The organism is Rehaibacterium terrae, assembly GCF_014202935.1.
GTDB classification, from domain to species: Bacteria; Pseudomonadota; Gammaproteobacteria; order Xanthomonadales; family Xanthomonadaceae; genus Rehaibacterium; species Rehaibacterium terrae.
Map to the genome: position 1 here is coordinate 40,673 of NZ_JACHHX010000001.1, position 16,542 is coordinate 57,214.

The window sequence follows — 16,542 nt, forward strand, 5'->3', positions numbered from 1 at the left end:
TCGCGCGCGCGCCGCCGCGCTTCCGCGCCCGCGCGGGGCGATGCTACCGTGCGCCACCCTCCCCGCCCGTCGCTCCCATGGCTCTGCACCAGGCCTCCGGCCGCTGGAAACTCGGACTCGCGCTCGCGCTGGCCACTGCCGGCTTCTGGTCGACCCTGCCGGTGGCGCTGAAGATCACGCTCGAACAGCTCGACCCGTACACGCTGACCTGGTTCCGCTTCCTGGTCGCCTTCGTGCTGATGTTCGCCTGGCTGGCGGCGCGCGGCGGGCTGGCGCCGCTGCGCGGGCTGACGCACCGGCACCGCGCGCTGCTGGCGGTGGCGGCGCTCGGCCTGATCGGCAATTACGTCTTCTACCTGCTGGGCGTGCAGCACACCTCGCCGGGCAATGCGCAGCTGCTGATCCAGCTCGCGCCGCTGCTGATGGCGCTGGGCGGGATCTTCGTGTTCCGCGAGCGTTTCGCCACCGGGCAGTGGCTGGGACTGGCGGTGATCGTCGGCGGGCTGGCGTTGTTCTTCGCCGACCAGCTCGGCCACGACACGCTGCCGGCCGGGCGCTACGTGTGGGGCTCGACGCTGGTGATCGCCGCCGCCGTGGTCTGGGCCGTGTACGCACTGGCGCAGAAACAACTGCTGCTGCGGCTGTCCTCGCCGCTGATCCTGCTGGTGATCTACGCGGCGGCGAGCCTGCTGCTGTGGCCACTGGCGCGGCCGACGGCGCTGCTCCAGCTCGACGCGCTGCACTGGGGCCTGCTCGTCTACTGCGCGCTCAACACGCTGGGTGCCTACGGCTGCTTCGCCGAAGCGCTGGCGCACTGGGAGGCCTCGCGCGTCTCGGCGATCCTCGCCACCACGCCGCTGCTGTGCATCGGCGTGGTGTTTCTCGTGCACGCGCTGTGGCCGACGCTGATCCGCCCCGAAGCGATCTCCTGGCTGGGCTTCGCCGGCGCCGGCCTGGTGGTGCTCGGCTCGACGCTGACCAGCCTGCTGGGACAGCGCAAGGCCGCCTGACGCCGCCCCTGCACAGGCGCGGCGTCAGGCCAGCAGACGGGCGAGCAGGTCGGCGCAGTCGCGCGAGGTGAGCTTGCCGTCGAGGCCGCGCAGGGTGTCGTGCGCCAGCGCGCGGCGCGGGCCGGCCAGGCGCTGCCAGGATTCGAAACTGCCGAGCAGGCGCGCGGCGACCTGCGGGTTGATCGCGTCGAGCCCGGGCAACTGCGCCGCCAGCAGGGCGTAGCCGGCGCCGTCGGCGCGGTGGAAGGCGACCGGGTTCATCCGCGCGAAGCTGCCGAGGATGGCGCGCACGCGGTTGGGGTTGGTCGGCGTCCACCAGTCGCTGGCGAGCAGCGCGCGCACGTCCTCGACCGCCTCGGGCTGCGGACGCGCGGCGACCAGGGTCAGCCACTTGTCGGTCACCAGCGGGTCGTGACGGTAGCGTTCGCGGAAGGCGGCGAGGGCGGCGTCCTTGCCCGGCGCGTCGAAGCGCACCAGGCAGCGCAGCGCGCCGAGCCGGTCGGTCATCACCGTCGCGGTGTCGAACTGCCGCTGCGCCAGGGCTTCATGCGGGTCGAGCCGCGCCAGCCAGCCCAGGCAGGCGTTGCGCAGCGTGCGCGCGGCCATCGCCGGGCCGTCGAGGCCGCCGGCGGCGAGGTCGGCGAGCGCGTGGTAGCGCCGTTCCAGCCGGTCGGCGTGATCCTCGGCGAGAAGGTCGAGCAGCTCCTCGCGGGCGGCGAGCAGGGCGTCGACGTCGATCTGCGGCACCTGGTCGGCCAGGGTGTCGAAGTCCGGCAGGGCGAGGCATTCGGCGACGAAGGCGGGATCGGCGGCATCGTCGTCGAGCAGGTCGCCGAGCGCGTCGCTCAAGGCCGCCTGCGCGGCGCGCGGATCGGCGAAGGTGCGCAGCATCACGCCGGTGGCCAGCCGCTGCAGCGCCTCCCAGCGGTTGAAGGCGTCGCGCTCGATGCGCGCCAGCCGGCCGAGCTGGGCCGGGGTGTAGGCGTAATCGAGCCGCACCGGGGCGGCGAAGCCCTGGTTGAACGCCGGCAACGGCTTGGCCGGCAGGCCGTCGAAGTGGATTTCGTGGACGTCGGCGGTCAGTTCGATCAGGTCGTCGCGCACCACGGCGTCGCCTTCGGCGGCGGCCGCGACCGGCTCGCCGTCGGGGCCGTAGAGCGCGAAGCGCAGCGGAATCAGCAGGGCCTGCTTGTCCGGCTGGCCCGGCGTCGGCGGGGTGTGCTGGCGGATGCGCAGGGTGTAGCGGCCGCGCATGGCGTCGTATTCGTCGTCGATGCGCAGTTGCGGGGTGCCGGCCTGCGCATACCAGCGCGCGAACTGCGCCAGGTCGCGGCCGGACACGGCGGCGTGGGCGGCGAGGAAATCCTCCACGGTGGCGGCGCGGCCGTCGTTGTCGGCGAAGTAGCGGTCCATGCCGGCACGGAAGGTTTCCTCGCCGAGCAGGGTGTGCAGCATGCGCACGATCTCCGCGCCTTTCTCGTACACCGTGAGCGTGTAGAAGTTGTTGATCTCGCGGTACTGCACCGGCCGCACCGGATGCGCCAGCGCGCCGGCGTCCTCAGCGAACTGGCGTCCGCGCAGCAGGCGCACGTCCTCGATGCGCTTGACCGCGCGCGAGTGCAGGTCGGCGGTGAACTCCTGGTCGCGGAAGACGGTGAGCCCTTCCTTAAGCGCGAGCTGGAACCAGTCGCGCAGGGTGACGCGGTTGCCCGACCAGTTGTGGAAATACTCGTGGCCGATCACCGATTCGACCGCGAGGTAGTCGGCATCGGTGGCGGTGTCCGGGTCGGCGAGGATGTAGCGGGCGTTGAAGATGTTCAGGCCCTTGTTCTCCATCGCGCCCATGGTGAAATCCTGCACGGCGACGATGTTGAACACGTCCAGATCGTAGGTGCGGCCGAAGCGCTGCTCGTCCCAGCGCAGCGCACGCTCGATGGCGTCGAGCGCGAAACCGCAGCGGCCGATGTCCTCCGGCGCCGCCCACACGGCCAGCCGCACCGCGCGCCCTTCGGCGGTGACCAGGTCGCGGTGGATGCCTTCGAGCCGGCCCGCCACCAGCGCGAACAGATAGCAGGGCGTGGCGTGCGGGTTTTCCCACACGGCGTAGTGGCGGCCGTCGTCGAGCGTGCCGCGCTCGACCGGGTTGCCGTTGGCCAGCAGCACCGGGAAGCGCGCGCGGTCGGCGCGCAGGGTGACGCGCCAGGCCGACATCACGTCGGGCCGGTCGAGAAACCAGGTGATGCGGCGGAAGCCCTCGGCCTCGCATTGGGTGATCAGCAGGCCGCGGCTGGCGTACAGACCCTCCAGCCGGGTGTTGCGCGCCGGATGGATGCGCGCCCGCGTTTCCAGCACGCAAGGGCCGACGAGGCCGTGCACGGTGAGGCTCTCGCCATCGAGCGCATAGCGTGCCGGTGGCAGCGGCTGGCCATCCACCGCGATGTCCAGCAGCGCCAGCTCCTCGCCGTCCAGCCGCAGCGGCGCGCCCGGCGCGTATGACTCGCCGGGCGTCAGTTCCAGCCGCGCCGCGACCACGGTGTCGTCCAGGTCGAGGTCGAAGGCCAGCTCGGTGCGGACGATGCGCCAGGCGGGCGGGCGGTAGTCGGCGAGGCGGACGATGCGGGCGTCTTCGGTCATGGTCGGCGAGTGCGTGGCGTGAGCCGTCAAGGCTAACTCAAGCGGGGTTTCGGGATCGCGGGAATCGCGCGAGCACAGGATCCTCGTCCCCGCGAAAGCGCGGACCCGGTGACTTTCCCGGTCACCGATAAGCACGGGATTCCCGCTTTCGCGGGAATGACGACTATGCTTCGAAGGCCTTTCGACCCCAACGCCCGACCCATGGACCCCACCACCCACCGCCCCACTCTCGACGACATCCACGCCGCCGCCGCGCGCATCGCGCCGCACGCGCAGCTCACCCCGGTGCTGCGCTCGCGCTCCTTGGACGCGCTGGCCGGCTGCGAGCTGCATTTCAAGTGCGAGAACCTGCAGCGAGTCGGCGCCTTCAAGTTCCGCGGGGCGGTCAATGCGGTGTTCTCGCTGAGCGACGAGGAAGCCGCGCGCGGCGTGGTCACGCAGAGCTCCGGCAACCACGGCGCGGCGGTCGCGTTGGCCTGCCGACTGCGCGGCATTCCCGCAACGGTGGTGGTGCCGCACAACGCGCCGAGGATCAAGTTGGCGGCGATCCACGCGTTCGGCGCCCGCATCGTGCCCTGCGAGGTGAACCAGGCCGCACGCGACGCCGCCACCGCGCAGGTGCTGGCCGAGACCGGCGGCCGCCTGATCCATCCGTTCAACGACGCCCGCGTGATCGCCGGGCAAGGCACCGCCACGCTGGAGCTGCTGCATCACGCGCCCGGGCTGGACACGCTGATCGCGCCGGTCAGCGGCGGCGGCCTGCTCTCGGGCACGGCGCTGGCGGCGCACGGCATCGAGTCGGGCATCCGCGTGCTCGGCGCCGAACCGGAAGGCGCGCGCGACGCCCACGATTCGCTCGCAGCCGGCGAGCGCATCACCGGCCGCGTCGCCGACACCGTCTGCGACGGTCTGCGGGCCGAGCTCGGCCCGCTCACCTTCCGCATCCTGCGCGAGCACGTCGAGGACATCCTGCTCGCCGGCGAGGCCGAGATCATCGCCGCCATGCGGCTGGTCTGGGACCGGCTGAAGCTGGTGATCGAGCCGAGCGCGGCGGTGCCGCTGGCGACGATCCTGAAAAACCCCGAGCGGTTCCGCGGCCGCCGCGTCGGCGTGATCCTGTCCGGCGGCAACGTCGATCTGGACGCGCTGCCGGCGCTGTTCGCGCGCGCCGGCTGAGCCGGCTTCAGCCGGCGGCGTCGGGCAGCAGCCGCACCAGATAGTCGGCGCGGGCCAGGTCGGCATCGCTGGCGCTGAGCACGGTGGCGACGTAGGCGTCGCGCTCGAAGCCGATCACTTCCAGATCCCAGACGCAGAACGACTCGCCGTCGCGCGCGGCGCGCCAGTCGCCGCCACCGTGTGGGCGCACGAAGACACGCAGCGGCAGCTCGTTCTCGCGGTCCCACCAGGCCAACACGAGGTAATCGCAGTCGCGGCCGCGATGCAGGATCAGAAAGCCCACCCCCAGCCGGCCCGGGGCCAGCGGCGGCTGCGGCAGCGCCGCCTCGGCCAGCGCCAGCGCGGTGCCGAAGCCGGCCTCGTCCGGCCAGAGGCCGTCGACGCTGATCTCGTAGTGCTTGAGCATCCAGCCACCGAGGTCGCGAAGACCCAGGCAGCGGCGCGGACGGGGCCGGTAGGCGTGCATGAGGGGGATTCTGCCTCAACCCGGTTTGCGACGGATCGGAATCGCCGACAGCGGCACGGCGGCGATGTCGGCGCCGGCCTCGCGGCGCGGGGCGCCGGGCGCAGGGCCCCAGGCCTGGGCGTAGATCACCTCCCAGGTGCTCGGCAGCGCGCCGTCGCGACGCAACGGCTCGTAGGCGGCGGCGGCGCGGGCGAAGCGGGCCTTGCCGGTGAGCGTGCGGCGGCGGCCGGCGAGCGCGTTGGTGGCGCCGATGGCGCGCAGCTCGCGCATCAGCGCCGGCAGGTCGGGATAGGTGAGGGTGAAGCGGTCCTGGTCGAGCACCGGGTCACGGAAGCCGGCCTGGATCAGCGCGTCGCCGACCTGTTGGATGTGCGCGAACGGGCTGACGTGCGGCACCTGGTCGGCGGCGGCGAAGGCCTCACGCAATTCGCCCAGCGTGCGCGGGCCGAAGGTGGAGAACAGCAGCAGCCCGCCCGGCTTGAGCACGCGGCGGAAGCCGGCCAGCGTCGCCGGCAGGTCGTCCACCCATTGCAGGCAGAGGCTGGAGAAGATCAGGTCCACGCTGGCGTCGGCGAGCGGCAGCGCCGCGGCATCGGCGCACACGCGCCGGAACGGCCGCCACCAGGCGGATTTTTTCTTCGCCTGGCGCAGCATCGGCAGGGCGAGGTCGAGCGCGACCACCTGCGCCTTTGGCCAGCGCTTCTTCATCGCGGCCGAGGCGCGACCCGGGCCGGCACCGATGTCGAGCACCACCTGCGGTACGCGCCCGTCGAGGTAGTCGAGCGATTCGAGCAGGCGCGATTCGACCTCCTTCTGCAGGGCGGCGGCGGCCTCGTAGCTCGGCGCGGCGCGGCCGAAGGCGTGCTTGAGGTGGCGGAGGTCGAAGGTGGGCATGGGTGGCTGAAGGCTGGAGCCGGCGTGAGGACGCTGTGCTTTGAAGCCCTCCCCTTCAAGGGGAGGGCTGGGTGGGGATGGTGTTTACGCTCCCGTGCGGCACGGCCTCCACCACCCCCACCCCGGCCCTCCCCCTGAGGGGGAGGGAGAAGCGCGTGGGCCCTCCCCCTGAGGGGGAGGAAGAAGCGCGTGCGCTCACGGCGCGAACTCCGCGGCGAAGGACTCGATCGCCATGGCGATCTGGTCCTGATGGGTGAGGAAGGGCGCGTGGCCGCCGCCGTCGATGCGCAGGAAGCGGGCGTCGGCGGCCAGTGTGGCGGCCGCCTGCATCGCCTGCCAGTGCACCAGCCGGTCGCGGCGGCCGGCGATCCACAGACTGGGCACGGCGAGCTCCGGCAGGCGCTCGCGCAGGTCGCATTCGTCGAGCAGGCGCAGGCCTTCATGCAGCACCTGCGGGGCCGGCTCGCCGCGCTCGAAGACGTGCTCGCGCAGGCGGCGCAGCTCCTCGCGCATATGGTCGGAGCCATGCGCTTCGAGTGCGAGGAAGCGGTCGATGGTGGCGTGGTAATCGGCGCGCAGGCCGTCGCCGAACTGGCGGAACACCGACCCATCCACGCCCTGCGGCCAGTCGGGGCCGGCGACGAAGCGCGGACTGGCGCAGAGCATGACCAGCCCGCGCGCCTGCCACGGCTGCGCCAGCGCCGCCTGCAGCGCGACCAGCCCGCCCAGCGACCAGCCCAGCCACAGCGCCGGCGGCGTGGCAGCGGCGATGCGTCGCGCGATGTCGGCGAGGTCGAGCCGGCCCTCGCGCTCGGGGCTGCGGCCGTGGCCGGGCAGGTCGACCAGATGCAGGGTGAAGCGCGCCGCCAGCCGCTCGGCCAGCGGCGCGAAGATGCCCGAATGCATCGCCCAGCCGTGGATCAGCACCAGCGCGGGGCCATGGCCGCGGGTTTCGATATGCATGCGCTCAGTGCTCCACGATGCCGGCCAGCGCCACGAGCAGCGCGTCGATATCGGCCTCCGCGTGCGCGGCCGAGAGCGTGATGCGCAGCCGCGCGCTGCCCTCGGGCACGCTCGGCGGGCGGATCGCGGCGACGCGGAAGCCGGCGACGTCGAGCGCGGCGGAGGCGGCCAGCGTGCGGGCGTTGTCGCCGAGCACGAGCGGCTGGATCGGCGTATCCGACGGCAGCAGCGGCAGGCCGCGCCGCGCCGCGCCCTCGCGGAAGCGGGCGATGTGGGCGCGCAGTTTTTCGCGCCGCCAGCCGTCGTCGCGGGCGGCGCGCAGGTTGGCGCGCATCGCGGCGGCCAGCGCCGGCGGGGTGGCGGTGGTGTAGATGTAGGGGCGCGCGGTCTGCAGCAAATGGTCGATGAGCGCGTCGCTGCCGAGCAGCGCGGCGCCGTAGCCGCCGAGCGCCTTGCCGAAGGTGACCAGCAGCAGCGGCACCTCGCGCGGGCCGAGGCCGGCGGCGGCGACGCTGCCGCGCCCGCGCTCGCCGAGCACGCCGACGCCGTGGGCATCGTCGATGTACAGCAGCGCGTCCTCGCGCGCGGCGAGGGCGGCCAGTTCGCGCAGCGGCGCGACGTCGCCGTCCATGCTGAACACGCCGTCGCTGGCGAGCAGCGCCAGTCCGCGCTCGTGCGCGGCGAGCAGGCGCGCGGCGGTTTCGATGTCGCCATGCGGGTAGCGGCGCAGCACGCAGCCGGCCAGGCGCGCGCCGTCGATCAGGCTGGCGTGGTTGAGCCTGTCCTGCAGGCAGAGGTCGTCGCGCCCGAGCAGGCTCTGGAGGACGGCGAGGTTGGCGGCGAAACCGCTGCCGAGCACCAGCGCACGCGGCCAGCCGAGCCAGTCGGCCAGTTCGCGCTCGAGCGCGGCGTGTTCGGCGTGGTGGCCGCAGACCAGGTGCGAGGCGACGCCGCCGACGCCGTGCGCCGCGGCGGCCTCGCGCAGCGCGGCGACGGCGGCGGGATTCGCCGCCAGGCCGAGGTAGTCGTTGCCGCTGAAGTCGAGCAGCCGGCGGCCGTCGATCTCGATGCGCGCGCCCTCGCGCCGGCTCACCGTGTGCAGGCGGCGCACCGCGTCGCGCGCCACGCGCTCGCGTGCGGCGGCGGCGAGGCGTTCGCCCGGCGACACCCGCGGCATGGCGCGATCAGGCGGCGCAGGCGCAGCCGCCGCCGCAACCGCCGGCCGGCGCGTCGGCAAGCAGGTCGGCGTGGACGGTGCCGCTCTCCTGCGTCACCGCCATCGGCCTGAGGCCGAGGCGGGCGAACAGCGCCTGGTCGCGCTCGACGTCGGGGTTGCCGGTGGTCAGCAGCTTCTCGCCGTAGAAGATCGAGTTGGCGCCGGCGAGGAAGCACAGCGCCTGCAGCTCGTCGCTCATCGTCTCGCGCCCGGCCGACAGCCGCACCATCGACTTCGGCATCAGGATGCGCGCCACCGCGATGGTGCGGACGAACTCGAACGGGTCGAGCTCGGCCGTGCCATGCAGCGGCGTGCCCTCGACCTGCACCAGCCGGTTGATCGGCACCGAGTCGGGGTGCGCCGGCAGGTTGGCCAGCGCCTGCAACAGGCCGGCGCGCTGGCCGCGCGACTCGCCCATGCCGACGATGCCGCCACAGCAGGTCTTCAGGCCGGCCTCGCGGACGTGGCCGAGCGTGTCCAGGCGATCCTGGTACTCGCGGGTGTGGATGATCTCGCCGTAGAACTCGGGCGCGGTGTCGAGGTTGTGGTTGTAGTAGTCCAGGCCCGCCGCGCGCAGCGCGCGCGCCTGCTCGCCGCTGAGCATGCCCAGGGTGGCGCAGGTCTCCAGCCCCAGCGCCTTCACCCCGGCGATCATGGCCGCGAGCTTGGGGATGTCCCGGTCCTTGGGCGAGCGCCAGGCCGCACCCATGCAGAAACGGGTGGCGCCGGCGGCCTTGGCGGCCCTGGCCTTCTCGATGACGGCCTCGGCGTCCATCAGCTTCTGCGCCTGCACGCCGGTGTGGTAGCGCGCCGCCTGCGGGCAGTAGCCGCAGTCCTCCGGGCAGCCGCCGGTCTTGATCGACAGCAGCGTGGACACCTGCACCTCGGCCGGGTCGAAATGCGCGCGGTGCACCGAGGCGGCGCGGTGCAGCAGCTCGGTGAAGGGCAGCTCGAACAGGGCGAGGACTTCCTCGCGGCGCCAGTCGTGGCGGAGCTCGGGAACGGCGGCGGTTGCCATGACGGCCTCGGCGGCGGATAAAGTGCGGCAAGTCTGGGAAGGGGACGCCCCCCTGTCAACCGAACGCCCACGGATGGAGTTGACGGCCGATGACCCTCCGCATCGCCCGCCTCGGTGCCCGCCTCGGTGCCCGCCTCGGTGACCGCCTCGGCCGCTGGCTGCTGCCGCCGCGCTGTCTGATCTGCGGCGAATCTGGCACCAACGGCCGCGATATCTGCGCCATCTGCGCCGAAACCCTGCCCTGGAACCGGGTCGCCTGCCCCTGCTGCGCGCTGCCCCTGCCGGCCCCGGCGCCGGCCTGCGGGCGCTGTCTGAAGAAACCGCCGCCGTTCGCCGCCACGGTGGCCGCCTTCGCCTACGGCTTTCCGGTGGACCGGCTGCTGCCGCGCTTCAAGTTCCACGGCGACCTCGCTGCCGGCCGCGCACTGGCGCGCGGGCTGCTCGACATGGCCCGCCACGCCGACCGCCCGCAGGCGCTGATCCCGGTGCCGCTGCACCCGCGCCGGCTGCGCGAGCGCGGCTACAACCAGGCACTGGAACTGGCCCGGCCGGTCGGCCGGGCGCTCGGGATTGCGCTGCGCGGCGACGCGCTGGCACGGGTGCGCGAAACCGCCGCGCAAACCGAACTCGGCGCGCTGGCGCGACGGCGCAACGTGCGGCGCGCGTTCGAAGTCCGCGCCGGCACACTGCCGCCGCACGTCGCCCTGGTGGACGACGTGATGACCACCGGCGCCACCCTCGCCGAATGCGCGGCCGCGCTGCGCCGCGCCGGGGTGGCGCGGGTGGACGTGTGGGTGGCGGCGCGCGCGCCGGCGCGGCGCTGACTCACTGCGCGGGCCTGGGAATGTCGGCCTTCGGATCGCGCCCGGAGCCGATCACCGCCTTCCGCCTCTGCACCGGGGTGCCGGCAGGGCGAGACAGGCGATCGGCAGGCGCATGGGGACGCTCCGGAAAGGGAGCGCGCTGTAGCGCACCCCCGCCGCGCCCCCGCCGGCCGGCAGTCATGTCCGCGCCAGGCCGTGCCGCTGGCGCGACGAAAGCCCGCCGCCGCTGCCGGATCAGGCGCGCAGCAGCAGATCGAAGGCCAGCCCGGCGAACACCGCCATGCCGACCCAGTTGTTGTGCAGGAAGGCCTCGAAACAGCGCTGCCGCGAGCGGTCGCGGGCATGCCGGAACTGCCACAGCACCAGCAGCGCGGCCACGGCGAGGCCGGCGTAATACCAGCCGCCGAGGCCGGCGCGCAGGCCCAGCAGCGCCAGCGCGGCAAGGAACCCGGTGTAGAGCACGGCCAGCGCGATCAGGTCGGCCTCGCCGAACAGGATGGCGGTGGACTTGGCGCCGGCGGCAAGGTCGTCCTCGCGGTCGACCATGGCGTACCAGGTGTCGTAGGCGGTGGCCCACAGCACGTTGGCGAGGAACAGCAGCCAGGCGATCGGCGGCACCGTGCCCTGCACGGCGGCGAAGGCCATCGGGATCGCCCAGCCGAAGGCGACGCCCAGATACACCTGCGGCAGGTAGGTGTGGCGCTTGAGGTAGGGATAGCTCGACGCGAGGAACACGCCGACGACGCTCAGGTACACGGTGAGCCGGTTGGTCAGCAGCACCAGCGCGAAGGCGGCCAGCATCAGCACCGCGAACAAGGCCAGCGCCTCGCGCCCGCTCACCGCGCCGGTGGCCAGCGGGCGCCCCTTGGTGCGCTCGACCTGCGGGTCCAGCCAGCGGTCGGCGTAGTCGTTGATCACGCAGCCGGCCGAGCGGGTCAACCAGACGCCGGCAGTGAAAATGGCGAACAGGTGCCAGGGCGGGAAGCCTTCGGCCGCCAGCCACAGGCCCCACCAGGTCGGCCACAGCAGCAGCAGCACGCCGATCGGGCGATCGCCGCGGACCAGTTTCCAGTACTGGCCGAGACGTTCGCGCCAGCGCGGGACGGCTGGGCCCGGCGGCCGGGGCTGCTCGGAGACGTAACGCTCGTAAGGCATGGGGCGGAAGGTTAGCAGGGCGGCCATGACCTTCGCCCTATCCACGCCGCCCCCGGACGGCGCATCATCGGCGCTCCACCCCGGGGAGACACCGCATGACACCGACCGCACGCACCGCGCTGGCGCTTCTCGTCGCCGCCAGCCTCGCCGGCGGCCTGGCCGCCTGTTCGCGCCAGGATGGCGCGCCGGCCGCCACCGCCTCCCAGGCCGAAGTCGCACGGCCCAGCCGCCAGTACGGCATCGAGGAGTTCGTCGAGTCGATCGGCGTCAGCGGCGCCTCGTTCTCGGCCGACGAGTCGAGAATCCTGTTCTCGTCGAACCGCTCGGGCATCTGGAACGTCTACTCGATGCCGGTCACCGGCGGCGAGTGGACGGCGGTCACCGCTTCCAGCACCGACAACAACTACGCGGTGGCCTACTTCCCGCACGACGACCGCGTGCTGGTCACCCGCGACCAGGGCGGCAACGAGCTCAACCACCTGTACGTCATCGAAACCGACGGCAGCGAGCGCGACCTGACGCCGGGCGAAAAACTCAAGGCCATGTTCGCCGGCTTCAGCCACGACGGCAGCCGCTTCTTCGTGCTGAGCAACGAGCGCGACCCGCGCTACTTCGATGTCTACGCCTACGACGCGACGACCTACGCGCGCGAGCGCATCTACACCAACGAGGCCGGCTACCAGCCCGGACCGATCTCCGGCGACGGCCGCTGGATCGGCCTGTCCAAGCCCGACACCACGGTCAACAACGACATCTACCTGTTCGACCGCCAGAGCGGTGCGCTGACACACCTGAGCCCGCACCAGGGTGCGGCGCAGTTCGCGATCCAGGATTTCGCGCCGGACGGCTCGCACCTGCTGTACACCAGCAACGACGGCAGCGAGTTCTTCCGCCTGCGCCGCTACGACCTCGCCAGCGGCGAACACGCCGACGTCCAGGTCGAGGACTGGGACATCGTCTACAGCCACTACTCGCACAACGGCCGCTACCGCATCGCCGCGATCAACGAGGACGGCAGCACCAGCGTGCGCCTGTACGACGCCGCCAGCGGCGAGCGCCTGCCGCTGCCGGCGCTGCCGGCCGGCGAGATCCGCGGCGCCACGCTGGCGCGCTCGGAAGCGCGCCTGGCCTTCTATCTCAATGGCGACCGCCAGCCCAACGACCTGTACGTGCTGGAGTTCGGCGGCGCGCCGAAGCAGCTCACCCGTTCGCTCAATCCGGCCATCGACCCGGCCGATCTGGTCGATTCGCAGGTGGTGCGCTTCACCAGTTTCGACGGGATGGAGATCCCCAACATCCTGTGGAAGCCGCACCAGGCCACGGCGGAGAACAAGGCGCCGGCGCTGGTGTGGGTGCACGGCGGCCCGGGCGGGCAGACCACCCGCGCGCATTCGGCGGTGATCCAGTACCTGGCCAACCACGGCTACGTGGTGCTCGGCATCAACAACCGCGGCAGTTCCGGCTACGGCAAGACCTTCTTCGCCGCCGACGACCGCAAGCACGGCCGCGAGCCGCTGTGGGACACCATCGAGGCGAAGAAGTACCTGCAGTCGCTGGACTATGTCGATCCCGAGCGCATCGGCATCATCGGCGGCAGCTACGGCGGTTACATGGTGCTGAGCGCGCTGGCCTTCCATCCGGAGGAATTCGACGTCGGCGTGAACATCTTCGGCGTCAGCAACTGGATCCGCACGCTGGAGAGCATTCCGCCGTGGTGGGAGAGCTTCCGCCAGGCGCTGTACGCCGAGATCGGCCACCCGGAGAAGGACCGCGAGTTCCTGATCGCCACCTCGCCGCTGTTCCACGCCGACAACATCGTCAAGCCGCTGATCGTGCTGCAGGGCGCCAACGACCCGCGCGTGATCCAGGCCGAGAGCGACGACATCGTGGCGGCGGTACGCAGGAACGAGGTGCCGGTGGAGTACGTCGTGTTCGACGACGAGGGCCACGGCTTCACCAAGAAGAAGAACCAGATCGCGGGCTACGGCGCGATCCTGGCCTTTCTCGACACCCATCTGAAGCACAAGCCGGCGACGCCGTGACGATGGCCGCGCCCGTTCCCGTGCGGGAACGGGCGCATGGCCGGTAGTATCGGGCACAAGCCCACGGCCGCCCCGAAGGAGAAACACCGATGAGCGCAGGACCCGGTTCCGCCGGCAACGTGATCGCCGCGCTGTGCAGCCTGTTCATTCCGGGGCTGGGGCAACTGGTGCAGGGCCGCATCCTGGCGGCGATCTTCTATTTGCTGTTGGCCGGCGTGCTCTGGCTGGTCACCTTCACCCTGCTCGGCTGGCTGGGCAACCTGATCGCCTGCATTGACGCGGCGCTGTACCGCCCGCGCCGCTGAACCCGCCGGCGTTCAGCCGCGCTCGCGCAGCCAGGCGGTCAGCGCGTCGGCCGACAGCGGCCGGGCATAGAGATAGCCCTGCGCCTCGTCGCAGCCCTGGCCGCGCAGCAGCTCGGCCATGGCCTCGGTCTCCACGCCCTCGCCGACCACCCGCAGGCCGAGGGCGTGGCCGAGGGTGACGATGGCCTGGGTCAGCTCGGCCACCGCCGGATCCTCCAGCATCGACCAGGTGAAGGCGCGGTCGATCTTCAGGTGGCTGACTGGAAAACGGTGCAGGTACTGCAGGTTGGAGAAACCGGTGCCGAAGTCGTCCACCGCCAGCCGCACGCCGTGCGATTCGAGCAGGGCCAGACCGCTGCGCAGGGCCTCGCTGTCGATCATCATCGAGGACTCGGTGATCTCCAGCTCCAGCCGCTCGGTCGGCCAGCCGGCCTCGGCGCAGAGCGCGATCACCCGCGCGGCGAACTGCGGATCGCGCATCTGCACCGCCGAGGCATTGACCGCGAGGTGGCCGAAGCGCAGGCCGGCGCGGTCCCAGGCGCGCGCCTGGCGACAGGCCTCGGCCAGCACCCAGTCGCCGATGCGCACGATCTCGCCGGTTTCCTCGGCGATCGGGACGAACTCGTCCGGCCCGCAGCGCAGCCCGCCCGCAGGCCGCCAGCGCAGCAGCGCCTCGATGCCGAGCACGCGGCCGTCGCGCAGGCTGACCGCCGGCTGATAGGCCAGCGAGAACTCGCCACGCTCGAGCGCGCCGCGTAGCTGGCGCTCGATGCGGATGCGCCGCTGCACGCGCTCGAACTGGGCGACGTCGTGGAACTGATAGGTGTTGCGGCCGGCGTCCTTGGCGCGGGACATCGCCGCGTCGGCAGCGCGTAGCAGCTCGTCGAGGTCGGCGCCGCGCGGGCCGGACAGGGCGATGCCGACGCTGCAGCCGACCTGCAGCTCGTGGCCGGCGACGGTCAGCGGCTGACTGAGCGCGTCGATGATCCGCTGCGCCACGGCGGCGGCGTCATCCGGCTGCTGGATGCCGCGCAGCAGCACGAGAAATTCGTCGCCGCCGTGGCGACCGATCATGCCGCTGCCGGGCACGCAGCCGCGCAGGCGCTCGGCCATGGCCTGCAGCAGCTCGTCGCCGACCAGGTGCCCCATCGCCTCGTTGACCAGCTTGAAGCGGTCCAGGTCGATGAACAGCAGGGCCAGCCCGTCCTCGCTGGCGGCCACCGCCTCCAGCGCCTGCTGGCGGAACGCGGCGCGGGTGGGCAGGCCGGTCAGGCTGTCGTAATGCGCCAGCCGCCGGATGCGCTCGTCGGCCTCGCGCTCGACGGTGATGTCGCGGATCAGGCCGGTGATCCGCCGCGGGCGGCCGTCGCGATGCTCCAGCTCGCCGACGACCTGCACCCAGACGCGGCGGCCGTCGGGCGTGGTCAGCGCGCCGCTGAGCTCGATGCTCTGGCCCGGTTCGCGGAACGCACGGATCGCGCCATCGATCGCCTCTCGGGTGTTGGGGTCGTAGAGCGCACGGAGCTGTTCCAGCGCGATGGCCTCACCGGCAGGCAGGCCGTGGATGCGGCAGGCCTGGTCGGTGAAATGCACCAGGCCCGAATCGAGATCGAACTCGAAACCGCCGATCCGGCCCATCGCCGAAATGCGGTTGAGCAGCTCGCTCTGCCAGCGCATCGCTTCGTGGGCGCGGCGCTGTTCGGTCACGTCCTGCACCACGCCGAGCAGGCGCACCACCCGCCCGCCGGCATCGCACAGGCGCTCGGCGCGCACCACCAGCTGCCGCAGCTCGCCATCGCCGCGGTGCAGGTCGAGCTCGAGATCGCAGGGCTCGCCCCGGTGCAGCAGCCGGCCCAGCGCCTCGCGCAGCCGGGCGTAGGACTCGGCCGGATACAGCGCGCGCTGCTGCTCCAGCGTCGGCGCGCCGTGCTCCGGCGGCAGGGCGGCGATGCGGAACATCTCCTCCGACCACCACACCCGGCCGCTGTCGGCCTCCCAGGCCCAGCTGCCGACCTGGGCGACGCGCTGCGCCTCCTTGAGCAGCAGCTCGCTCTCGCTCAGCCGTTCCTGCAGCGCCTTGTAGGCGGTGATGTCGGTCTGCGTGCCGACCACCCGCTGCGGCCGTCCGTCGGGCCGCCAGGCCACGACCTTGCCGCGGTCGAGGATCCAGCGCCAACTGCCGTCGCGGTGGCGCAGCCGGTGTTCGCTGACGTAATGGGTGACGCCGCCGGCCAGCAGACGGTCGAGCTGAATGCGCAGGCCGGCGCGGTCGTCCGGGTGGATCAGCGCGAACACCTCGTCGAGCGCAGGGCCCAGCTCGCCTTCGCCGTAACCGAGCATGGACAGCCAGCGCGGGGAGCGGCGCACGCACCCGCTCTCGGCGTCCCAGTCCCACAGCCCGTCCTCGAGGTGCTCGACCGCCTCGTCCCAGCGCCCGTGCACCACCGCGTCGCGGGTGCTGCCGCCGGCGGTCGCCGGCGCCACGCTGAGCAGGAAACCGCGCGGCTGCCCGGCGTCGTCGCGGGCGCCGAGCAGGCGGCATTCGAGCGGACCCAGCGCGCTCGGTTGTTTCCAGTGGACGATGCGTTCGGGATGCGCCCGCAGCTGCGCCATGGCGGCCCCGATGGCCGGCCGCAGCTCGGCCATCACCTCCGGCAGCAGCAGCGGCTGCGCGTGCGGGCTGGCGAGCGCGGGACGTCCGCACAGATCGAGCGCGACCAGCGCCTGTTCCGGCAATCGACGCTCCGGGCTGGCGACCAGGCGGCTGTCCATGAGGGGCGCGGGAACTCCGGGCAGGGAACCCTGCAAGCCTAGCGTGTCCGCCGCGCAGCGCCGGCAG

The 16,542-nt window shown here is 72.4% G+C and carries 13 protein-coding genes; 5 read left to right on the forward strand and 8 right to left on the reverse strand.

Annotated features, from left to right (window positions below; genetic code table 11):
• Positions 1-77: 77 nt before the first annotated feature.
• Positions 78-1,010: a DMT family transporter gene (locus HNQ58_RS00165; RefSeq protein ID WP_183946760.1), complete on the forward strand. Its 933-nt coding sequence runs from the start codon at positions 78-80 to the stop codon at positions 1,008-1,010.
• Between the two features lie 24 nt (positions 1,011-1,034).
• On the opposite strand, the gene pepN is transcribed toward HNQ58_RS00165, so the two are convergent.
• Complete coding sequence (pepN, locus tag HNQ58_RS00170) at positions 1,035-3,644, reverse strand: aminopeptidase N (protein WP_183946761.1); 2,610 nt, start codon at positions 3,642-3,644, stop codon at positions 1,035-1,037.
• 201 nt (positions 3,645-3,845) lie between these two features.
• Here pepN and HNQ58_RS00175 point away from each other — a divergent pair, with 201 nt between their 5' ends.
• Positions 3,846-4,820, forward strand: a complete 975-nt coding sequence (locus HNQ58_RS00175) for a pyridoxal-phosphate dependent enzyme (protein ID WP_183946762.1) — start codon at positions 3,846-3,848, stop codon at positions 4,818-4,820.
• A 7-nt stretch (positions 4,821-4,827) separates the two neighbouring features.
• On the opposite strand, the gene HNQ58_RS00180 is transcribed toward HNQ58_RS00175, so the two are convergent.
• The 5 genes from HNQ58_RS00180 to bioB all read right to left on the reverse strand — a co-directional run bounded on the left by HNQ58_RS00180 (position 4,828) and on the right by bioB (position 9,377).
• Entirely contained in the window at positions 4,828-5,286 is a 459-nt protein-coding gene (locus HNQ58_RS00180; RefSeq protein WP_183946763.1) for an isochorismatase, read from the reverse strand.
• Between the two features lie 15 nt (positions 5,287-5,301).
• The gene (gene bioC / locus HNQ58_RS00185; protein WP_183946764.1) at positions 5,302-6,180 is read right to left on the reverse strand and encodes a malonyl-ACP O-methyltransferase BioC; all 879 of its coding nucleotides are present in this window, start codon (positions 6,178-6,180) and stop codon (positions 5,302-5,304) included.
• Between the two features lie 195 nt (positions 6,181-6,375).
• Entirely contained in the window at positions 6,376-7,143 is a 768-nt protein-coding gene (gene bioH, locus HNQ58_RS00190) for a pimeloyl-ACP methyl ester esterase BioH (RefSeq protein WP_183946765.1), read from the reverse strand.
• A 4-nt stretch (positions 7,144-7,147) separates the two neighbouring features.
• Positions 7,148-8,320: an 8-amino-7-oxononanoate synthase gene (bioF, locus tag HNQ58_RS00195; RefSeq protein WP_183946766.1), complete on the reverse strand. Its 1,173-nt coding sequence runs from the start codon at positions 8,318-8,320 to the stop codon at positions 7,148-7,150.
• 7 nt (positions 8,321-8,327) lie between these two features.
• Positions 8,328-9,377 carry a biotin synthase BioB gene (bioB, locus tag HNQ58_RS00200; protein ID WP_183946767.1) on the reverse strand — a complete coding sequence of 350 codons (1,050 nt, stop codon included), beginning with the start codon at positions 9,375-9,377 and terminating at the stop codon, positions 8,328-8,330.
• A gap of 89 nt (positions 9,378-9,466) precedes the next feature.
• On the opposite strand from bioB, the gene HNQ58_RS00205 reads away from it, so the two are divergent.
• On the forward strand, positions 9,467-10,201 hold the full coding sequence (locus HNQ58_RS00205) for a ComF family protein (protein WP_183946768.1): 735 nt from the start codon (positions 9,467-9,469) through the stop codon (positions 10,199-10,201).
• A gap of 234 nt (positions 10,202-10,435) precedes the next feature.
• On the opposite strand, the gene ubiA is transcribed toward HNQ58_RS00205, so the two are convergent.
• A complete protein-coding gene (ubiA, locus tag HNQ58_RS00210; protein WP_183946976.1) occupies positions 10,436-11,356 on the reverse strand; it encodes a 4-hydroxybenzoate octaprenyltransferase in 921 nt (306 codons plus the stop codon).
• Positions 11,357-11,451: 95 nt separating this feature from the next.
• On the opposite strand from ubiA, the gene HNQ58_RS00215 reads away from it, so the two are divergent.
• Both HNQ58_RS00215 and HNQ58_RS00220 read left to right on the forward strand, forming a co-directional pair.
• Positions 11,452-13,398 carry a S9 family peptidase gene (locus tag HNQ58_RS00215; protein ID WP_183946769.1) on the forward strand — a complete coding sequence of 649 codons (1,947 nt, stop codon included), beginning with the start codon at positions 11,452-11,454 and terminating at the stop codon, positions 13,396-13,398.
• An 89-nt stretch (positions 13,399-13,487) separates the two neighbouring features.
• Positions 13,488-13,703 (forward strand): hypothetical protein, encoded by a 216-nt coding sequence (locus HNQ58_RS00220; protein WP_183946770.1) that lies wholly within the window; start codon positions 13,488-13,490, stop codon positions 13,701-13,703.
• A 12-nt stretch (positions 13,704-13,715) separates the two neighbouring features.
• Here the strand turns inward: HNQ58_RS00220 and HNQ58_RS00225 are convergent, their stop codons facing one another.
• On the reverse strand, positions 13,716-16,475 hold the full coding sequence (locus HNQ58_RS00225; protein ID WP_183946771.1) for a sensor domain-containing protein: 2,760 nt from the start codon (positions 16,473-16,475) through the stop codon (positions 13,716-13,718).
• Positions 16,476-16,542: the final 67 nt, after the last annotated feature.